The following is an 18,913-nucleotide window of genomic DNA, read 5'->3' on the forward strand; positions in this document are numbered from 1 at the left end:
TCATCCAGCACCCCGCCGACGCGGCCGGGCGGCCCCTCGTGGCGCCGTCCGGCCGCGCCGGTCCGTGACGTAAGGTTTCCTCCCGTGACTGTCCTCTTCACCGTCGTGCTGGTGATCACCAGCCTGCTCCTCATCCTCCTCGTGCTCCTGCACAAGGGCCGGGGCGGCGGCCTCTCCGACATGTTCGGTGGCGGTGTCTCGACCAACCTGGGCGGCTCGTCCGTCGCGGAGCGCAACCTCGACCGCTACACCATCGGCATCGGCATCATCTGGTTCGCCAGCATCATCGCCCTCGGTCTGCTGCTGGCCTACGACGGCCAGTCCTGACCAGGTCCTCGGGGAGGAACGCACATGGCCGGTAGGAGCAGCTCCATCCGCGGGTCCCGGATCGGCTCGGGTCCCCTGGGCGAGGAGGCCCGCGGCGAGGCCGCGGCCCGCCAGACCGTCACCTACTTCTGCGCCCACGACCACCGGTCGGTGATGACGTTCTCCGTCGAGGCGGTCGCCCCGGAGACGTGGGACTGCCCGAAGTGCGGCCAGCCCGCGAGCCTGGACGCGGAGAACCCCCCGCCGGCCCACAAGGTGGAGCCGTACAAGACCCACCTGGCCTACGTGAAGGAGCGCCGCTCCGACGCCGAGGCCAAGGCCATCCTCGACGAGGCGCTCAAGACGCTGCGCACGCGCCGCGCCGCCGGCGAGCTCGTCTTCTGACCCCGAGTCGTCGCCAGCTGCACGCCGCCGTACGCCGAGTCGTCGCGAACTGCGCGCTGCAACGCGTCGAGTCGTCGCACGTCGCACGGTCAGGCGACACGCCCTAGGCGACGACGTGCCTCCTCCATGCCTCGGAAGATGATCCCTTCGACGTCGCGCTGGGCGCCGAAGACGTTGCCCGCCCGGACGGCCTCGACCAGGTAGCCGAACTCCTCGACCACCATCTCCCGCCGCGCGCGGTCGTGAGCGCGCTGGCCCGGCGAGGTGTGCCACTCCGCGCCGTCGTACTCGACGGCGAAGCGAACCGACCGCTCGGCCAGGTCGAGTCGCGCCACGAGCAACCCGCCCCGACGGAGCTCGAGCTGAGGCTCCGGCGTACCGATGCCGAGATCGAGCCACCGCAGGCGCGTCACGGACTCGCCCGGCGACTCGGACCGCCCGTCCGCGAGGGGTGCGAGCTCGCGGAGGGTGCGCACCCATCGCTGCTTGCGGAACCGGTCGACGCCGTCGAGCAGCTCGTCCTGCGTGAAGACCCCGAGCCGCAGCATCGCGTCCAGGCCCCCCAGGGCGTGCTCCCGGCTACGGACCCGCCCGAGGTCCCAGGTCGTGCGCAGCGGGGTCGTCACGCGCAGGCCGCCGAGGTCGACCAGGTCGCCGGGGGCGAACGCCCGTTCACCGCTGTCGGCCAGCCCGTTGCGCAGACGCTCGCGGCCCGACGGACGGAACACCCGGATGGGTTGCAGCTCGAGGTGCTCGTTCGGGGCGAGCACCATGCCTGCACCGTGGAGCCAACCGGCGTGCCGGTCGCAGACGACGGCGTCGTCCGGCACCACGAGCGCCAAGCTGTCGATCCTGAGGCGCGTGCTGTCCGGAACCTGCGCCGCGACGTACACACCCCGGACGACGCGCCGGAGGTGTCCGGACCGCACGAGGCGACCCAGCCACCGGACGGGGAACCCCTCGGCGCGGACGGCGTCGAGGCCGAAGGGCGCGTCGAGAGGCAGGGGGAACCGGTCGTCGAGCAGGGGCGAGGCCAGGTACGCGTCGAGGCTCATGCCGCGGACGGTGCCCCGATGATCGGCGGCGCGGGCGTGGACCCGCCCGCTGTGGACCGCAGGCGTGAGCGCCGCGCCTGTGGACAGGAAGCGGCCCGCCGCAGCGCGCAGCTAGCGACGACTCGGCGCGCCGCAGCGTGCAGCTAGCGACGACTCGGCGCGCCGCAGCGTGCAGCTACCGACGACTCGGCGTCAGAGCGCGGACGCGGCCGCCTCGTCGATCCACCACACGGTCTCCCGCTCGCCCTCGACGCCCGCGGCGGGCGTCTCGTGCACGTCGGCGGGCTCGCCCCGGTCGGGGCCGCCGAGCGCCCGGGCGACGGCCTCGGCCTTGCCCTCGCCGCTGACGAGGAACCACACGGCGTCGGCGTTCCGCAGTGCCGGGAGGGTCAGGCTGACCCGCTCCGGCGGCGGCTTCGGCGAGCCGGTGACCCCCACGGCCAGCGCGTCGGTGACGCCGACCTGGGGGAACCCCGGGAACAGCGAGGCGACGTGGCCGTCCGGGCCGACACCGAGCATGACCACGTCGAACCGGCCACCGCCCAGCGTGCGCAGGGACGCGTCGTACGCCGCGGCGGCCTCGTCGACCGAGCCGGCAGTGGCCGTCGACGGCACCTCGTGCACCCGCTCGGCGCCCACGGCGTCGAGGAACGCCTCGCGCGCCTGCAGCGCGTTCCGGTCCCCGGAGTCCGGCGCCACGAAGCGCTCGTCCCCGAACCAGAACACGACGCGCGCGAAGTCGACACCGGCGTCCGGCGCCAGGCGGGCCACCTCGTGGTGGATCGCCTCGGCGATGGTGCCGCCGGTGAGCACGACCTGCGGGTCGCGCCCCTCGGCCTGCACCTCCGCCAGGCGCGCCAGGAGCGCCGTGGCCACCGTGGCGGCCAGCGCGCCCGCGTCGGGCGAGCGCCGTACCTCGGTGGTCACGACGCCAGGGCCGCGCGCACGGTGGCGAGCGCCGCGGGGGAGGCGAGGTGGAGCCGCAGCACGGGGCGGTGCTTGTCGGCCAGCACCTGGCCGTCGCCGACGGCCTGGGCCTCGATGAACTCGCCGAACGTGAACGGCCGGCCGGGCACCTCGAGGTCGGACTCCGGGGTCGTCGTCACCTGCAGGTAGACGCCGGTCGCCGGACCGCCCTTGTGGTACTGGCCCGTGGAGTGCAGGAACCGCGGCCCCCACCCGAAGGTGACGGGGCGCCCGGTGCGCACGGCGAGCTCCGCCCGTACGGCGCCCAGCTCGGCGTCGCGGTTGCGGTCCAGGTAGGCCTGCACGGCGAGGTAGCCGCGCTCGGCGTCGAGGTGGCCGAGCAGCGCCTCCACGGCACCGTCGACCGTCGCGACGTCGGCGGGCAGCCAGCCGGGGGAGGCGTAGACCGTGACGTCACCGGCGGTGAAGGCGGGCTCGGGCTTCTCGCCGCCCCCGTCGAGCATCTCCCGGGCGGCGGCCTTGGCGCTCTCCACGTCGGGCTGGTCGAACGGGTTGATGCCGATGACGCGGCCCGCTACGACGGTGGCGTACTCCCACAGGAGCAGCTGGCCGCCGAGCGTCGCGTCGACCGCAGCGCCCCAGCCGGAGGCCGGCGGGGACGCCTCGAACGGGAACCCGGTGCCGTAGGAGACGAGCACCTCGTCCCGCGTGCTCGGGTCGACGTTCGGCGCGCCCGGGCTCTCCACGACGACGGGCAGGACGCCCTTGCCGAGCTTGCCGGTCGACTCCGCGACGAGCTGCTCGATCCAGTCGCCGAGACCGGGGTACGGCGCGTCCGCGGCCGCCAGGACCAGCTTGTCGACGCCGCGCGCGTTCGCGACCCCGATGAGCGCACCGAGCCGCAGGCCCGGGTTGTCGACCGAGTCCTCCTCCAGGACCGGGCGCAGCGCGGCGGCCTGGTCGAGCAGGGAGCCCACGTCCGCGCCGGCGAGACCGGAGGGGACGAGGCCGAAGGCGGTCAGCGCCGAGTAGCGCCCACCGACCGACGGGTCGGCCAGGAACACCCGGTAGCCGTCGGCCTCGGCCGACTGCGAGAGCGGCGAGCCGGGGTCGGTGACGACGACGATGCGGCGCCGCGGGTCGATGCCCGCGTCGCGGAAGGCCTGCTCGAAGGCACGCTTCTGGCTGTCGGTCTCGACGGTGCCGCCGGACTTCGACGAGACGACCACGACGGTCTGCTCGAGGCGGTCGGTGAGGAAGCCGCGCACGTAGTCGGGGTCGGAGGAGTCCAGCACACCGAGCTCGACCCCTGCGGCGCCGCAGACGACCTCGGGAGCCAGCGAGGACCCGCCCATGCCGCAGAGCACGACCCGGGTGACGCCGGCCTGGGCCAGCTCGTCCCGCAGGGCCTCGATCTGCGCCACCAGGGGGCGGGAGGTCTCGGTCAGGTCGACCCAGCCCAGCCGCTTGCCGGCCTCCTCCTCGGCGTCCGGGCCCCACAGGGTGGCGTCGCCCGCTGCGATGCGGGAGGCGACGCGGTCCCCGGCGAGGTCCTGCACCGTCTGGGCGAACGCCTCCTCGTCGGCGTAGCCCAGGGTGAGGGCGTAGCCCTCCCCGGTGGCCGTGCTCCAGTCGGTCATCGCGCGATCGCGTCCTTCGCGGCCGCGACCTGGCCCTCGACGGTCTCGAGCAGCTCGTTCCAGGACGCGAGGAACTTGTCGACGCCCTCCTTCTCGAGCGCACGGATCACGTCGTCGTAGTCGACCCCGGCGGCGGCGACGGCGTCCATGACGGCCTGCGCGTCGTCGTACTTCGTCGTGACCTGGTCACCCTCGACCTCGCCGTGGTCGGCCAAGGCGTCCATCGTCTTCTCCGGCATCGTGTTGACGGTGCCGGGGGCGACGAGGTCGGTGACGTACATCGTGTCGCGGTAGTCGGGGTTCTTGACGCCCGTGGAGGCCCACAGGGGGCGCTGCGGGCGGGCGCCGGCGGCGGCGAGGCGCTCCCAGCGCTCGCCCGAGAAGACCCGCTCGTAGGCCTGGTAGGCGAGCCGGGCGTTCGCGACCGCCGCCTTGCCGAACAGCTCGGCGTCGGCGCCGGCCGCCTCGAGGCGCTTGTCGATCTCGCTGTCGACGCGCGAGACGAAGAACGACGCGACCGAGTGGATGTCGGACAGGTCGTGGCCGGACTCCAGCGCCTTCTCGAGGCCCGCCACGTAGGACTCCATGACCTGCTCGTAGCGGGCCAGGCCGAAGATGAGCGTCACGTTGACCGAGATGCCCTCCGCGATCGCGTCGCGGATGGCGGGCAGGCCCTCCGTCGTCGCCGGGATCTTGATGAGGAGGTTGGGGCGGTCGATCGTCGCCCACAGCTCCTTCGCGGAGGCCAGTGTGGCCTCGGTGTCGAAGGCCAGGTCGGGCGTGACCTCGATGGAGACGCGGCCGTCGACGCCGTCCGTCGCGGCGTGCACGGGCGCGAGCACGTCGGCCGCGTCACGCACGTCCTTGGTGGTCAGCGCGAACACGACGCCGTCGACGTCGGTGCCGTCGGCGACGAGCTCGCGCAGCTGGGCGTCGTACCGCTCGCCGTCGGCGAGGGCGGTGGCGAAGATCGAGGGGTTGGTGGTGACGCCGACGACCGACTTCTCCTCGATGAGCGAGGCCAGGTTGCCGGTCTCGATGCGCTCGCGGGAGAGGTCGTCGAGCCAGATGGACACACCCGCGTCGGCGAGTGCCTTGAGACGGTCGGACATAGCTACCTCCTGGGGTAGTGGGGTAGGGAGCGGATCAGCCGGTGGTGATCTGCAGGCTGTCCTTCGCGGCGCGCACGACGGCCTCGGGGGTGAACCCGAACTCGGCGAACATGCGCGCGGCGTCGGCGCTGGCGCCGTACGTCTCGATGGAGACGACCTTGCCGTGGTCGCCGACGAGACGCCACCAGGGCATCGCGATGCCGGCCTCGACCGCCACGCGCGCCTTCACGGTGGGCGGGACGACGCTCTCGCGGTACGCCGTGTCCTGCTGCTCGAACCACTCGAGGCAGGGGGCGGAGACGACGCGGGCGCGCACGCCCTCCTCGAGGAGGAGCTCGGCGGCCGCGACGGCGAGCTGCACCTCGGAGCCGGTGCCGATGAGCACGACGTCGGGCAGGCCGCCCTCGACGTCCTTCAGCACGTAGGCGCCGCGGGCGACGCCGTCGGTCGTGGCGAAGCCCTCCTCGCCGCGCGGGAAGACCGGCAGGTTCTGACGCGACAGGGCCAGGGCGGCGGGGCGGTCGTCGTGGCCGAGGATCGCGGCCCAGGCGGCCGCGGTCTCGTTGGCGTCGGCCGGGCGCACGACGTCGAGGCCCGGCATGGCGCGCAGCGCGGCGAGGTGCTCGACCGGCTGGTGGGTCGGGCCGTCCTCGCCGAGGCCGATCGAGTCGTGCGTCCACACGTAGGTGACGGGCAGGCCGCTGAGCGCCGCCACGCGGACGGCGCCGCGCATGTAGTCGGAGAACGTGAGGAACGTGCCGCCGAAGACACGGGTGAGGCCGTCGGCCGCGATGCCGTTCATGATCGCGCCCATGCCGTGCTCGCGGATGCCGAAGTGCAGCACGCGGCCGGCGTGGGGGTCACCGGTCCAGTCGCGCGTCGAGCGCGAGGCCGGGATGAACGAGGGCGCGTCCTTGATGGTCGTGTTGTTCGAGCCCGCGAGGTCGGCGGAGCCGCCCCACAGCTCGGGCATGAGGGGCGCGAGCGCGTTGATGACCTTGCCGGAGGCGGCGCGGGTGGCGACGCCCTTCGGGTCGGCGGGGAACGAGGGGAGTGCGTCGACGAGGCCCTCGGGGAGGTCGTGGGCCTTGAGCCGGTGCAGCAGCGCCTCGCGCTCGGGGTTCGCGGCGGCCCACTCGGCGTACCGGCCGTCCCACTCCTTGCCCCACGCGGCGCCGCGCTCGGCGAGCGAGCGGGTGTGCGCCAGCACGTCGGCGGGCACCTCGAAGGTCTGCGCGGGGTCCCAGCCGAGGATCTCCTTGGTCGCCGCGACCTCCTCCGCGCCGAGCGCGGAGCCGTGCGCGGCCTCCGTGCCCTGGGCGTTGGGGGCGGGCCAGGCGATGACGGTGTCGAGCACGATGAGGGACGGCTGGTCCTTCACCTCGCGCGCGGCCTGGACGGCGTCGTACAGGGCCGGGACGTCCTCCTCGTAGCCCTCGCCGCCGTTGGTCCAGTCGACCGTCTGCACGTGCCAGCCGTAGGCCTCGTAGCGCTTCGCCACGTCCTCGGTGAACGCCACGTCGGTGTCGCCCTCGATGGAGATGCGGTTCCGGTCGTAGACGACCGTGAGGTTGCCGAGCTGCTGCGTGCCCGCGATCGAGCTGGCCTCGGCGCTGACGCCCTCCTGGAGGTCGCCGTCCGAGCAGATCGCGTAGACCTGGTGGTCGAAGAGGCTCTCGCCCTCCGGGGCCTCCGGGTCGAGGATGCCGTGCTGGCGGCGCGCCGCCATGGCGATGCCGACCGCGTTCGCGACGCCCTGGCCCAGGGGGCCGGTGGTGACCTCGACGCCGGCGGTGTGGCCGTACTCCGGGTGGCCGGGGGTCTTGGAGCCCCAGGTGCGCAGCGACATGAGGTCCTCGATCTCGAGGCCGAAGCCGCCGAGGAAGAGCTGCGTGTAGAGCGTGATGCTGGAGTGGCCGCACGAGAGGACGAACCGGTCACGCGCGATCCAGCCGGGGTCGGAGGGGTCGTGGCGCATGACCTTCTGGAACAGGAGGTAGGCCACGGGGGCGAGGCTCATGGCCGTGCCCGGGTGGCCGTTGCCCACCTTCTGGACCGCGTCCATCGCCAGCACCCGGGCGGTGTCCACCGCCTTGCGGTCGAGATCGGTCCATTCCAGCTGGTTCTCGGTCACGTAGGTCCTCTCGGAGGTGCTCGGTGGGGGTGCGGCACGACCTCGGTACCCGGGAGATCCCTCGGCACCGCCGCCGATGCCGAGCCTACTGCTGAGGGGGTCTAGACTCGACCCCGCACTCGACCGTCCGCCCGTGGGGAGCCGTGAGCTCCCGAGGGCGCCGCACCACCCGAGGACACCTGTGAACTTCGCCGGACAGTCGGCCTCCTCCGCAGCGCGAGCGGACGGGCCGACGGACCGTCAGGGCGAGGCGCAGCTGCCGGCGGTGCCGCCCACGACGGGCGAGGAGGAGACGGCCGACGACCTCGGTGTCCGCGAGGAGCCTCCGGCAGGTCGCCCCTCGTTCCGCGACGTGGTGGCCGCGTACGTCGGGCTCACCAAGCCGCGCGTCATCGAGTTGCTGCTGCTCACCACCGTCCCCGTGATGTTCTTCGCCGCCCGCGGCGTGCCCGAGCTGGGCGTCGTCCTCGCGACCGTCGTGGCCGGGACGCTGTCGGCGGGGTCCGCCTCGGCGCTCAACTGCGTCTACGACCGCGACATCGACGAGCAGATGCGCCGCACGCGGCGCCGTGCCCTGCCGCGCCACATCGTCACCCCGCGCTCGGCGCTCGTCTTCGGCCTGGCGCTCGGCGTCATCTCGACGGCGATCTTCCTGGCCTTCGTCAACCCGCTCTCGGCGCTGCTGTCGGTCTCGGCGAACGCGTTCTACGTGCTCGTCTACACGATGGTGCTCAAGCGCCGCACCACGCAGAACGTCGTGTGGGGCGGCGCCGCGGGCTGCTTCCCGGCCCTCATCGGGTGGACGGCCGTCACCGGCGAGCTCGCCTGGCCGCCGGTCGTGTGCTTCCTCATCGTCTTCTTCTGGACGCCGCCGCACACCTGGGCGCTGGCGCTGCGCTACCGCGAGGACTACGCGAACGTCGCCGTGCCGATGCTGCCGGTCGTCGCCCCCGCGGGCTCGGTCGGTCGCCAGGTCGTCCTCTACTCGTGGGCCACCGTCGCCGTCTCGCTCCTGCTGTGGCCGGTCGCCGGCACCGGGTGGTTCTACCCCGTGGCCGCCGCCGTCCTCGGCGCCGTGTTCCTCGTCGAGGCGCACCGCATGTGGCGCCGCGCCGTCGGCACCGAGGACCTCGCCGTCATCCGCCCGATGCGGCTGTTCCACTCCTCGAACCTCTACCTGTCGCTGCTCTTCGTCGCCATCGCGATCGACCCGCTGATCGGCTGAGCCCGGCCGCCGCCCGCGGCGCCGCGTGCGCCGTACCGGCCGACCCCGGCCGACCCCGGCCGACCCGGCAGGGGTGCCCCGCGCACGTCATACCGATCGCAGGGCGGGGCGCTCGCTCCGCATGACGTCCCGGGCGCCGCCCGCCGCGTCCCTCAGGCGGGTACGGCGCGGCGCAGCGCCCGCACGAGCACCCACGTGACGGCGGCGGAGGTCACCGCGGCGCCGACGAGGTGGATCGCGACGAGCACGATCGGCAGCCCGTTGAAGTACTGCAGGTAGCCGATGGCGCCCTGGGCGAGCTCGACGACGACGAGCACGCCGACCGCCTTCAGCAGCAGCCCGTCGCCGCTGCGGCGGGCCAGGACGAGCGCGGCGAGCGTCAGCCCGACGAGCACGTAGACCGACGCCGCGTGGATGCGCGAGAACAGCTCCGGGTCGAGCCCGGTGCGGGGGGAGTCGGCGTCACCGGCGTGCGGGCCGCTGCCCGTCACGACGGTGCCGAGGTAGAGCGCCACCCAGCCGGCGGCGAAGACGGCCAGGACCACGCGGCGTACGGCGGGGGAGTGACGCACCGCAGTCGCGCTCCCGCCCGTGAGCGGGTGGCGCAGCACGTCGAGGAGCAGGACGCACACGCCGACCATCGCCAGCGACAGCAGCAGGTGGAGCGCGACGATCCACGGGTTCAGGTCGGTCAGCACGGTGATGCCGCCGATGACGGCCTGCGCCGGCACGCCGAGGCCCACGAGGAACGCGAGGCGCGCGGCCCGCGCCCGCCCCGCGCGCCAGGCGGCGACGAACGTCGCCAGCGCGATGATCGCGAGGGCGAAGGTCAGCAGCCGGTTGCCGAACTCGATCGCCCCGTGGATGCCGAGGCTGCCGTGCGGCACGTAGGAGTCGTCGGTGCACCGCGGCCACGTGGGGCAGCCCAGTCCCGAGCCGGTGAGCCGCACGACGCCGCCCGTCAGCACGATCCCGATGTTGGCGACGAGGTTCGCGACGGCGAGCGGCACGACCAGGCGCTCGGCCAGGCTCCGGTCGCGCGGCGCGGGGGCCACGACGCGGTCGTCGGTGACGGAGGGGTTCATCTCACTCCCAGCGGAAGGTTCGGGACACGGCCGCGGCGCCCACGAGGGCCCACACCGCGAGGACGAGCACGGGCACGACGGCGAGGTGGCCCTCGGTGAGGGCGGCGCGCAGGGCGTCGCCCAGGGCTGCCGACGGCAGCACGACGAGCGCCTCGCCCACCCCGCCGTACGACGAGCGGGGGAGCACGACGGCGCCGCCGACGAGCAGGAGCAGGTAGACCAGGTTGGCGACCGCGAGGGTCGCCTCGGCCCGCAGGGTGCCGGCGATGAGGAGACCCAGCGCCGCGAAGGCCGCCGAGCCCAGCAGCGCCACCGGCACGGCGAGGACCGCTCCCACGACGCCGCCGTCGGGGCTCCACCCCAGCGCGAGGGCGAGCGCCACCAGCACGACGGCCTGCACGGCCTGCACCACCAGCAGCGCGCCGAGCTTGCCGAGCAGCAGGCCGGTGCGGGACAGCGGGGAGGCACCGAGACGCTTGATGAGCCCGTAACGCCGCTCGAAGCCGGTGGCGATCGCCAGCGACGTGAACGCGGTCGACATGACGGCGAGCGCCAGCACCCCGGGGGTGAGGACGTCCACCGCGCGACCGTCGAGCTCGATCCCGCCGCGCTCCGCGGCCACGACGCCGCCGACGAGGGCGAGGACGGGGATGACGAGGGCGACGAGCAGCTGCTCGCCGTTGCGCAGCATCAGCCGCGTCTCCATCGAGGCCTGGGCCAGCACCTGCCGGGGGAAGGGCGCGGCTCCGGGCGCGGGGGCGAAGGTGCCGGCGCTCACGGGGCGCCCACCGTCGGGGTGCCCAGCTCGCGCCCGGTGAGCTGCAGGAAGACGTCCTCGAGCGTGCGCTGGCCCAGCGCCAGCGACTCGGGCAGGACTCCGTGCTGCTCGCACCAGGCCGAGACCTTGGCCAGCGTGGACGCGTCGGCGGGGCCGGTGATGAGCAGGCTCTGGGCGTTGATGGCGAGCACCTCCGTGGCCGGGCCGAGCGCGGCGCCCAGGGACGCCGGGGCGTCGGGCGGGAACGGCTCGGTGACGACGAGCCGGATGGTGGCGGCGCCGCCGGCCTTCGTCAGCTCGTACGGCGAGCCGCTCGCGATGAGCTGGCCGTGGTCGATGACGTGCACGTGGTCGGCGAGCCGCTCCGCCTCGTCGAGGTAGTGCGTCGTCAGCACCGTGGTGACGCCGTCGGCGCGCAGCTCCTCGAGCAGCTCCCACGTCGCGCGCCGGATCGCCGGGTCCATGCCGGCCGTGGGCTCGTCGACGAAGAGCAGCTCGGGGCGCCCGACGAGGGCCAGGGCCAGGCCGAGCCGCTGCTGCTGGCCCCCGGACAGTCGTCGGTACGGCGTGCGCCCGCACTCGCCGAGCCCGAGCCGTTCGACGAGGAGGTCGACGGGCAGCGGGTGCGCGTGCAGGGCCGCGACGTGGCGCAGCATCTCGACGGCCCGCACGCCCGACCACGCGCCGCCGGCCTGGAGCATGACGCCGATGCGGGGCAGGAGCGCGGCGCGGTCGCGGACGGGGTCGAGCCCCAGCACGCGGACGGTGCCGGCGTGGGGGCGACGGAAGCCCTCGCACGTCTCGAGGGTCGTCGTCTTGCCGGCGCCGTTGGGGCCGAGCACCGCGGTGATGGAGCCGGCCGCCACGTCGAGGGAGAGCCCGTCGACGGCGAGGGTGTCGCCGTACCGCATCACCAGGCCGTCGATCTCGACGGCGGGAGCGGGCGCGGACACCGGGCAAGTGTAGGAGCCGCGGCGCCCGGACCCGCCGCCGGGACCGGGCCCCTCGGCGCCGACGACACCCTGCGGTGACCGGCCCACAACCGGGAGGAGGGTTAGGCCACCCTTGCTTGAAGACGCCCGGGCAATAACGTCACACTCGTGTTGTGCAATTCGACGGAGGACAGGTGCGACCGGGCCCCGCCCGGGGTGCCGAGGCCGACGCACCCACCCGGGCGCGCGTCGTGCGGACGATCCTCCAGGCCGGTCCCTCCACGGCCGCCGACCTCGCCGCCGCCCTCGACCTGACGGCCGCCGCGGTGCGCCGCCACCTCGACCAGCTCGTCGAGGAGGGCGTGCTCGAGGCCCGCGAGCAGCGGGTGCGCGGCACCCGCGGCCGCGGCCGCCCCGCCCGCGTCTTCGCCCTCACCGAGGCCGGCCGCGAGCAGTTCGACCACACCTACGACGACCTCGCCGTGCAGGCCCTGCGGTTCCTGTCCGAGACGGGCGGCGACGAGGCGGTGCTGGAATTCTCGCGCCGGCGCGTGGCGTTCATCGAACGTGACTTCACCCGCGTGCGCGACCAGCACCCCGACCTCACCCCGGCCGAGGTGCTCGCACGCGTGCTGACCGAGGAGGGGTACGCCGCCGGTGTGCGCGAGTCCCCCGTGGGTCCGCAGCTGTGCCAGCAGCACTGCCCCGTGTCGCACGTGGCGCAGGAGTTCCCCCAGCTGTGCGAGGCGGAGACCGAGGCCATCAGCGCGGTCCTCGGCCGTCACGTCCAGCGCCTGGCGACGATCGCGCACGGCGACGGCGTCTGCACCACCTGCATCCCGAACGTCCCCGCGGGCGCCGCACCGGCGCCCGGGCGCACCGACGCGCCCGAGCCCACCCGCGGATCCCGACCGCCCCACCCCGAGCAGAACCCCGAGCAGAACGGAGCGTCAGCATGACGACCTCACCGAGCATCGACGAGCTCAACCCCGGCCTCGCCGGCATCGGCCGCTACGAGTTCGGCTGGTCCGACAGCGACGCCGCCGGCGCGACCGCGCAGCGCGGCCTCAACGAGGCCGTCGTGGCCGACATCTCGGGCAAGAAGAACGAGCCCCAGTGGATGCTCGACCTGCGGATGAAGGGCCTGAAGCTCTTCGGTCGCAAGCCCATGCCCCAGTGGGGCGCGGAGCTCGAGACCATCGACTTCGACAACATCAAGTACTTCGTGCGGTCCTCCGAGAAGCAGGCCACCAGCTGGGAGGAGCTGCCGGAGGACATCAAGAACACCTACGACAAGCTCGGCATCCCCGAGGCGGAGAAGCAGCGCCTCGTGGCCGGTGTCGCGGCCCAGTACGAGTCGGAGGTCGTCTACCACTCGATCCGCGAGGACCTCGAGGAGAAGGGCGTCATCTTCGTCGACACCGACACGGCGCTGAAGGAGCACGAGGAGCTCTTCAAGGAGTACTTCGGCACCGTCATCCCCGTCGGTGACAACAAGTTCTCCGCCCTCAACACGGCCGTGTGGTCCGGCGGCTCGTTCATCTACGTGCCCAAGGGCGTCCACGTGGACATCCCGCTCCAGGCCTACTTCCGCATCAACACGGAGAACATGGGCCAGTTCGAGCGCACGCTGATCATCGCCGACGAGGACTCGTACGTGCACTACGTCGAGGGCTGCACGGCGCCGATCTACAGCTCCGACTCCCTGCACTCGGCCGTCGTCGAGATCATCGTGAAGAAGGGCGCCCGCGTCCGCTACACGACGATCCAGAACTGGTCGAACAACGTCTACAACCTCGTCACCAAGCGCGCGACCTGCGACGCCGGCGCGACGATGGAGTGGGTCGACGGCAACATCGGCTCCAAGGTGACGATGAAGTACCCGGCCGTCTACCTCATGGGCGAGCACGCCAAGGGCGAGACGCTGTCGATCGCGTTCGCGGGCGAGGGCCAGCACCAGGACGCCGGCGCGAAGATGGTGCACGCCGCGCCGCACACGTCCAGCTCGATCCTGTCGAAGTCGGTCGCGCGGGGCGGCGGGCGCACGTCGTACCGCGGCCTGATCCAGGTCAACGAGGGCGCCTACGGCTCCAAGTCCAACGTGCTGTGCGACGCGCTGCTGGTGGACCAGATCAGCCGCTCCGACACCTACCCGTACGTCGACATCCGCGAGGACGACGTCTCGATGGGTCACGAGGCGAGCGTGTCCAAGGTGTCCGAGGACCAGCTGTTCTACCTGATGAGCCGCGGCCTGGCCGAGGACGAGGCGATGGCGATGATCGTGCGCGGCTTCGTCGAGCCGATCGCCAAGGAGCTCCCGATGGAGTACGCCCTGGAGCTGAACCGCCTCATCGAGCTGCAGATGGAGGGCGCCGTCGGCTGATGCCGGCGGCCCCCCGCTCCACCGCTCCCTGACGACACGAAGAGACGACGAAGAGACGACTGTGACTGTGATCGACGAGACGCCCGCCGCCGCGCGGGCCGTGGAGACCGGCAAGGTCTCCAGCCACCTGCACCCCGAGCCGTCGTACGACCTGGCGCTCCACCCGGTCCCGACGGGCCGCGAGGAGATCTGGCGGTTCACGCCGCTGAAGCGGCTCCAGGGCCTGCTCGACGACGCGCCCTCGGACGCGCACCTCGAGTGGACGACGCAGCTGCCCGCCGGCGTGACCCTGACCCCGATCGGCGCCGACGAGGCGCGCGAGCTCGGCGAGTTCCTGCCGTCGGACCGCCTCGCGGCGCTCGCCGTGGCGCACGGTGGTGACGTCATGCTCCTCGACGTGCCCGCCGACGCCGAGCTGGACGAGCCGGTGCGGCTCGACCTGCGCGGCACCGGTCTCGACGCGGTCGTCTGGGGTCACCTGGTGGTCCGCATCGGCCGGCACGCGAAGGCGACGGTGCTGATCGAGCACGCGGGCGCGGCCCGCTACAGCCACGCGACCTCCGTGCTCGTCGGCGACGGCGCGCAGCTCGACCTCGTCACGGTCAACGACTGGGACGACGAGAGCGTGCACGCCGGCCAGGTCGGCATCCGCGTCGGGCGCGACGCCCACGTGCGGGCCAGCGAGTTCACCATCGGCGGCGACCTCGTGCGCACCACGACCAACGTCGAGTACGCCGGTCCCGGCGGCGAGGCCGAGCTGCTCGGTCTCTACTTCGCGGACGCGGGCCAGCACATCGAGCACCGCCTCTTCGCCGACCACACCGCCCCGCGCACCAAGAGCAACGTCGTCTACAAGGGCGCGCTGCAGGGCCAGGGCGCGCACACGGTGTGGATCGGCAACGTGCTCATCCGCAAGGTCGCCGAGGGCATCGAGACCTACGAGGAGAACCGCAACCTCGTGCTCACCGACGGCTGCCAGGCCGACTCGGTGCCGAACCTCGAGATCGAGACCGGCGAGATCGAGGGCGCGGGCCACGCGTCCGCGACCGGCCGCTTCGACGACGAGCAGCTGTTCTACCTGCGCTCGCGCGGCATCTCGGAGCCCGAGGCCCGCCGCCTCGTGGTGCACGGCTTCTTCAACGACCTGATCCGCCGCATCGGTGTGCCCGAGCTGCAGGAGCGCCTGCTGGCGGTCGTCGAGTCGGAGCTCGAGCGCCACGTGCTCGCCGAGCAGGCGACGGACTGAGCGATGGGCTTCGAGCGAGCCTGCGCGACGGGCGACGTGACGGCGGGGGAGGCCCTGGCCGTCACGATCGGCGACCAGGACCTGGCGATCGCCCGTGAGGGCGACGAGTTCTTCGCCGTCGAAGACCTCTGCAGCCACGCGGCGGTCGCCCTCTCCGAGGGCGACGTCGCCGACTGCCGCATCGAGTGCTGGCTGCACGGGTCGGAGTTCGACCTGCGCACCGGCGCGCCCAGCGGCCTCCCGGCGACCGAGCCGGTCGCGACCTTCCCCGTGGAGGTCCGCGGCGAGGACCTGTACGTCGACGTGGCCACGACGCTGAACGGCGTCACCCCGGGCTGAGCGCCCGGCGCGACGCCCCGCGTCGTACCCCCTGACTTCGAGACACCCGAGCTGGAGACGAGAGAAGACATGAGCACGCTGGAGATCAAGGACCTGCACGTCTCGGTGAGCACCGAGGACGGCGCCAAGGAGATCCTCAAGGGCGTCACGCTGACCATCAAGGACGGCGAGACGCACGCGATCATGGGCCCGAACGGGTCCGGCAAGTCGACGCTGGCGTACTCCATCGCCGGCCACCCCAAGTACGAGGTCACCGGCGGCACCGTCACCCTCGACGGTGAGGACGTCCTCGCGATGAGCGTCGACGAGCGCGCCCGCGCCGGCCTCTTCCTCGCGATGCAGTACCCCGTCGAGGTCCCCGGCGTGTCCGTCGCGAACTTCCTGCGCACCGCCAAGACGGCCATCGACGGCGAGGCGCCCAAGCTGCGCACGTGGGTCAAGGACGTCAACGCGGTCATGGGCGAGAACGGCCTCGACGCCTCCTTCTCGCAGCGCTCCGTGAACGAGGGCTTCTCGGGTGGCGAGAAGAAGCGCCACGAGATCGCCCAGCTCAACCTGCTGCAGCCCAAGGTCGCCGTCCTCGACGAGACCGACTCCGGCCTCGACATCGACGCGCTGAAGGTCGTCTCCGAGGGCGTCAACCGCTTCTCGGCCGGCGGCGACAAGGGCGTCCTGCTGATCACGCACTACACGCGGATCCTGCGCTACATCAAGCCCGACTACGTCCACGTGTTCGTCAACGGCCGCATCGCCGAGCAGGGCGGGCCCGAGCTGGCCGACCAGCTCGAGGCCGAGGGCTACGACAAGTACGTGAACGCCGCCGTCTGACCGACGCCCGGCACCACTCCACGCACCGCGACCACGCTCCCTGGAAGGAGCCACCATGGAAGGCCTGCTCCAGCAGCTCGAGGTGGTCCGCAAGGACTTCCCGATCCTCGAGCGCACGCTCGCCGGTGGCGTCCCGCTGGTCTACCTCGACAGCGCGAACACCTCGCAGAAGCCGCAGTGCGTGATCGACGCGATGGTCGACCACCTCGAGCGCCACAACGCCAACGTCGCCCGCGCCATGCACCAGCTCGGCGCGGAGTCGTCGGCGGCGTTCGAGGACGGTCGCGACCGGGTCGCGTCGTTCATCGGCGCCCCGTCGCGCGACGAGGTGATCTTCACCAAGAACGCCTCGGAGGCGCTCAACCTCGTCGCGCACACGCTGGCGTGGGCCACCGGGGACCTCGCCGTGGGCGAGGGCGACCGCGTGGTGACCACGGAGATGGAGCACCACTCCAACATCGTGCCGTGGCAGCTGCTGACGCAGCGCACGGGCGCGACGCTGGCGTGGTTCGGCCTCACCGACGACTACCGCCTCGACCTGTCGAACATCGACGAGCTGATCGACGAGCGCACCAAGGTCGTCACCCTCACCTGGGTGTCGAACATGCTGGGCACCGTCAACCCGGTCGCGGCGATCACGCGGCGCGCCCACGAGGTCGGCGCCCTGGTGGTCGTCGACGCCTCGCAGGCGGCGCCGCAGATCCCGATCGACCTCGCCGCGATGGACGAGGCGGAGCGTCCCGACATCCTGGTCTTCACCGGCCACAAGGTCGTCGGGCCGACCGGCATCGGGGTGCTCTGGGGTCGGCGCGAGGTCCTCGACCAGCTGCCCCCGTTCCTCGGTGGCGGCGAGATGATCGAGACGGTCCGCATGGAGCGCTCGACGTACGCCGGCATCCCGCACAAGTTCGAGGCGGGCACGCCGCCCATCGTCGAGGCCGTCGGCCTCGGCGCGGCGGTGGACTACCTCGCCGGGCTCGGCATGGAGTCCGTGCACGCGCACGAGCGGGCCATCACGGCGTACGCCCTCGACGGGCTCGCCACGGTGCCCGGCCTGAAGGTGCTCGGCCCCCTCGACGTGGCCGAGCGCGGCGGGGCGATCTCCTTCGAGGTCGACGGGGTCCACCCGCACGACGTCGCCCAGGTGCTCGACAGCCGCGGTGTCGCGGTGCGCGCCGGGCACCACTGCGCGAAGCCTGCGCACGCCCGCTACGGGGTGCAGAGCACGACGCGCATGTCGTCGTACCTCTACACCACGCCGTCCGAGATCGATGCGCTCGTCGAGGCGCTCGAGTACACCCGTTCGTACTTCAAGCTGGGGTGAAGAGTTGACCGCCCAGGATCTGGATGCCCTCTACCAGGAGATCATCCTCGACCACTACAAGAACCCCCACAACAAGGGGCTGCGCGAGCCGCACGAGGCCGAGGTGCACCACGTGAACCCGACCTGCGGCGACGAGGTCACCCTCCGGGTGCACCTGACCGGGGAGCCCGGCGCGGAGACGGTGGCCGACGTGTCGTACGACGCGGTCGGCTGCTCGATCTCGCAGGCCTCCGCGTCGGTGCTGACCGACCTCGTCATCGGCCGCCCCGTCGACGAGGCGATGGAGATCCACGAGTCGTTCCTGACCCTCATGCAGGGCAAGGGCACCGTGGAGCCCGACGAGGACGTCCTGGAGGACGGCATCGCGTTCGCCGGCGTCGCCAAGTTCCCCGCGCGCGTGAAGTGCGCCCTGCTGTCGTGGATGGCCTGGAAGGACGCCACGGCCCGAGTCATCGAGGAGAAGGCATGAGCACCGAGTCCCCCCAGCAGGCGCACGACGAGCAGGGCCTGGTCACCACCGACGGCCCCGTGACCGGCGAGGTCACCGACACCGCGCCCACGGCCCGCCCCGGCGAGGTCGCCCCGACCGCCGACGCCCCGGCCCGAGCCGCCGAGCTCGCGGCCGAGCAGGGTGCCGCGCACCGCCACGGCCAGGGCCAGGAGCCCGGCGAGGCGGACGAGCAGCACGAGGCGCTGCACGGCGACCACGGGCTCGCCGCCGGCACCCACGAGCACCACGACCACGCGGGTCACGACCACTCCGGTCACGACCACTCCGGTCACGACCACTCCGGTCACGGGCACGGTCACGGGCACGACCACGGCGACCTGCCGCACGTCCCCGAGGCGAGCGGCGGCGTCTCCAGCAGCCGCTCCGCCAGCGTGTCGGTCGAGGACGTCACCGAGGCGATGAAGGACGTCGTCGACCCCGAGCTCGGCATCAACGTGGTCGACCTGGGCCTCGTCTACGGCGTGCACGTCGACGAGGACTCCAACGCGGTCCTCGACATGACGCTCACGTCCGCGGCGTGCCCGCTGACCGACGTCATCACCGACCAGACGGTCAGCGCGCTCGAGGGCATGGTCAACGACGTCGCGATCAACTGGGTCTGGATGCCGCCGTGGGGCCCGGACAAGATCACCGACGACGGCCGCGACCAGCTGCGTGCCCTCGGCTTCAACGTCTGAGCGGTC

19 protein-coding genes are annotated in these 18,913 nt (G+C 72.8%); 11 read left to right on the forward strand and 8 right to left on the reverse strand.

All coding sequences use genetic code 11. From position 1 onward, the window contains the following. The first annotated feature begins 84 nt into the window (after nt 1-84). Nucleotides 85-327 (forward strand): preprotein translocase subunit SecG, encoded by a 243-nt coding sequence (gene secG, locus ACOACO_RS11225; protein ID WP_420296368.1) that lies wholly within the window; start codon nt 85-87, stop codon nt 325-327. A 24-nt stretch (nt 328-351) separates the two neighbouring features. Further along, complete coding sequence (locus tag ACOACO_RS11230; protein WP_420296369.1) at nt 352-711, forward strand: RNA polymerase-binding protein RbpA; 360 nt, start codon at nt 352-354, stop codon at nt 709-711. 89 nt (nt 712-800) lie between these two features. Here the strand turns inward: ACOACO_RS11230 and ACOACO_RS11235 are convergent, their stop codons facing one another. The 5 genes from ACOACO_RS11235 to tkt form a co-directional block, all read right to left on the reverse strand. Then, nucleotides 801-1,766, reverse strand: coding sequence for a hypothetical protein (locus ACOACO_RS11235; RefSeq protein WP_420296370.1), 966 nt, complete (start codon nt 1,764-1,766; stop codon nt 801-803). A 192-nt stretch (nt 1,767-1,958) separates the two neighbouring features. Then, on the reverse strand, nt 1,959-2,693 hold the full coding sequence (gene pgl, locus ACOACO_RS11240) for a 6-phosphogluconolactonase (RefSeq protein ID WP_420296371.1): 735 nt from the start codon (nt 2,691-2,693) through the stop codon (nt 1,959-1,961). Further along, nucleotides 2,690-4,333, reverse strand: coding sequence for a glucose-6-phosphate isomerase (locus tag ACOACO_RS11245; protein ID WP_420296372.1), 1,644 nt, complete (start codon nt 4,331-4,333; stop codon nt 2,690-2,692). The genes pgl and ACOACO_RS11245 overlap by 4 nt, the downstream gene beginning before the upstream one ends. After that, entirely contained in the window at nt 4,330-5,445 is a 1,116-nt protein-coding gene (tal, locus tag ACOACO_RS11250; RefSeq protein ID WP_420296373.1) for a transaldolase, read from the reverse strand. The genes ACOACO_RS11245 and tal overlap by 4 nt, the downstream gene beginning before the upstream one ends. Before the next feature lie 34 nt (nt 5,446-5,479). Continuing rightward, a complete protein-coding gene (tkt, locus tag ACOACO_RS11255; protein ID WP_420296374.1) occupies nt 5,480-7,579 on the reverse strand; it encodes a transketolase in 2,100 nt (699 codons plus the stop codon). Nucleotides 7,580-7,844: 265 nt separating this feature from the next. Between tkt and ACOACO_RS11260 the strand changes: the two genes are divergently transcribed. Then, a complete protein-coding gene (locus ACOACO_RS11260) occupies nt 7,845-8,804 on the forward strand; it encodes a heme o synthase (RefSeq protein ID WP_420297219.1) in 960 nt (319 codons plus the stop codon). A 152-nt stretch (nt 8,805-8,956) separates the two neighbouring features. Here the strand turns inward: ACOACO_RS11260 and ACOACO_RS11265 are convergent, their stop codons facing one another. From ACOACO_RS11265 to ACOACO_RS11275, 3 genes are read right to left on the reverse strand one after another with little or no spacing between them, the layout of a single operon-like run. Further along, a complete protein-coding gene (locus ACOACO_RS11265; RefSeq protein WP_420296375.1) occupies nt 8,957-9,889 on the reverse strand; it encodes a COX15/CtaA family protein in 933 nt (310 codons plus the stop codon). A gap of 1 nt (nt 9,890) precedes the next feature. Next, nucleotides 9,891-10,667: an ABC transporter permease gene (locus tag ACOACO_RS11270; RefSeq protein ID WP_420296376.1), complete on the reverse strand. Its 777-nt coding sequence runs from the start codon at nt 10,665-10,667 to the stop codon at nt 9,891-9,893. After that, complete coding sequence (locus ACOACO_RS11275; protein ID WP_420296377.1) at nt 10,664-11,620, reverse strand: ABC transporter ATP-binding protein; 957 nt, start codon at nt 11,618-11,620, stop codon at nt 10,664-10,666. The genes ACOACO_RS11270 and ACOACO_RS11275 overlap by 4 nt, the downstream gene beginning before the upstream one ends. A 152-nt stretch (nt 11,621-11,772) precedes the next feature. Between ACOACO_RS11275 and ACOACO_RS11280 the strand changes: the two genes are divergently transcribed. The 8 genes from ACOACO_RS11280 (at nt 11,773) to ACOACO_RS11315 (ending at nt 18,907) form a co-directional block, all read left to right on the forward strand. After that, complete coding sequence (locus tag ACOACO_RS11280) at nt 11,773-12,558, forward strand: helix-turn-helix transcriptional regulator (RefSeq protein ID WP_420296378.1); 786 nt, start codon at nt 11,773-11,775, stop codon at nt 12,556-12,558. Next, nucleotides 12,555-13,982 carry a Fe-S cluster assembly protein SufB gene (sufB, locus tag ACOACO_RS11285; RefSeq protein ID WP_420296379.1) on the forward strand — a complete coding sequence of 476 codons (1,428 nt, stop codon included), beginning with the start codon at nt 12,555-12,557 and terminating at the stop codon, nt 13,980-13,982. Before ACOACO_RS11280 ends, sufB begins: the two co-directional genes overlap by 4 nt. A gap of 61 nt (nt 13,983-14,043) precedes the next feature. Next, the gene (sufD, locus tag ACOACO_RS11290; RefSeq protein WP_420296380.1) at nt 14,044-15,228 is read left to right on the forward strand and encodes a Fe-S cluster assembly protein SufD; all 1,185 of its coding nucleotides are present in this window, start codon (nt 14,044-14,046) and stop codon (nt 15,226-15,228) included. A 3-nt stretch (nt 15,229-15,231) separates the two neighbouring features. Next, nucleotides 15,232-15,567 (forward strand): non-heme iron oxygenase ferredoxin subunit, encoded by a 336-nt coding sequence (locus ACOACO_RS11295; RefSeq protein ID WP_420296381.1) that lies wholly within the window; start codon nt 15,232-15,234, stop codon nt 15,565-15,567. Nucleotides 15,568-15,636: 69 nt separating this feature from the next. Beyond that, nucleotides 15,637-16,395 carry a Fe-S cluster assembly ATPase SufC gene (sufC, locus tag ACOACO_RS11300; RefSeq protein WP_420296382.1) on the forward strand — a complete coding sequence of 253 codons (759 nt, stop codon included), beginning with the start codon at nt 15,637-15,639 and terminating at the stop codon, nt 16,393-16,395. Nucleotides 16,396-16,450: 55 nt separating this feature from the next. Further along, entirely contained in the window at nt 16,451-17,719 is a 1,269-nt protein-coding gene (locus tag ACOACO_RS11305; RefSeq protein ID WP_420296383.1) for a cysteine desulfurase, read from the forward strand. A 4-nt stretch (nt 17,720-17,723) separates the two neighbouring features. Further along, on the forward strand, nt 17,724-18,188 hold the full coding sequence (gene sufU / locus ACOACO_RS11310; protein ID WP_277498182.1) for a Fe-S cluster assembly sulfur transfer protein SufU: 465 nt from the start codon (nt 17,724-17,726) through the stop codon (nt 18,186-18,188). A gap of 359 nt (nt 18,189-18,547) precedes the next feature. Next, nucleotides 18,548-18,907 (forward strand): metal-sulfur cluster assembly factor, encoded by a 360-nt coding sequence (locus ACOACO_RS11315; protein ID WP_420297220.1) that lies wholly within the window; start codon nt 18,548-18,550, stop codon nt 18,905-18,907. Nucleotides 18,908-18,913 lie beyond the last annotated feature (6 nt).

Source organism: Nocardioides sp. CPCC 205120 (assembly GCF_048654585.1).
In the GTDB taxonomy this organism is placed as follows: domain Bacteria; phylum Actinomycetota; class Actinomycetes; order Propionibacteriales; family Nocardioidaceae; genus Nocardioides.

Excerpts from the sequence above, each read along its gene's own strand:
- ACOACO_RS11295 (WP_420296381.1), top strand. The coding sequence starts at position 15,232 with ATGGGCTTCGAGCGAGCCTGCGCGACGGGCGACGTGACGGCGGGGGAG.
- ACOACO_RS11245 (WP_420296372.1), bottom strand. The coding sequence starts at position 4,333 with ATGACCGACTGGAGCACGGCCACCGGGGAGGGCTACGCCCTCACCCTG.
- tal (WP_420296373.1), bottom strand. The coding sequence starts at position 5,445 with ATGTCCGACCGTCTCAAGGCACTCGCCGACGCGGGTGTGTCCATCTGG.
- sufB (WP_420296379.1), top strand. The coding sequence starts at position 12,555 with ATGACGACCTCACCGAGCATCGACGAGCTCAACCCCGGCCTCGCCGGC.
- ACOACO_RS11265 (WP_420296375.1), bottom strand. The coding sequence starts at position 9,889 with ATGAACCCCTCCGTCACCGACGACCGCGTCGTGGCCCCCGCGCCGCGC.
- ACOACO_RS11235 (WP_420296370.1), bottom strand. The coding sequence starts at position 1,766 with ATGAGCCTCGACGCGTACCTGGCCTCGCCCCTGCTCGACGACCGGTTC.
- ACOACO_RS11230 (WP_420296369.1), top strand. The coding sequence starts at position 352 with ATGGCCGGTAGGAGCAGCTCCATCCGCGGGTCCCGGATCGGCTCGGGT.
- ACOACO_RS11305 (WP_420296383.1), top strand. The coding sequence starts at position 16,451 with ATGGAAGGCCTGCTCCAGCAGCTCGAGGTGGTCCGCAAGGACTTCCCG.
- sufC (WP_420296382.1), top strand. The coding sequence starts at position 15,637 with ATGAGCACGCTGGAGATCAAGGACCTGCACGTCTCGGTGAGCACCGAG.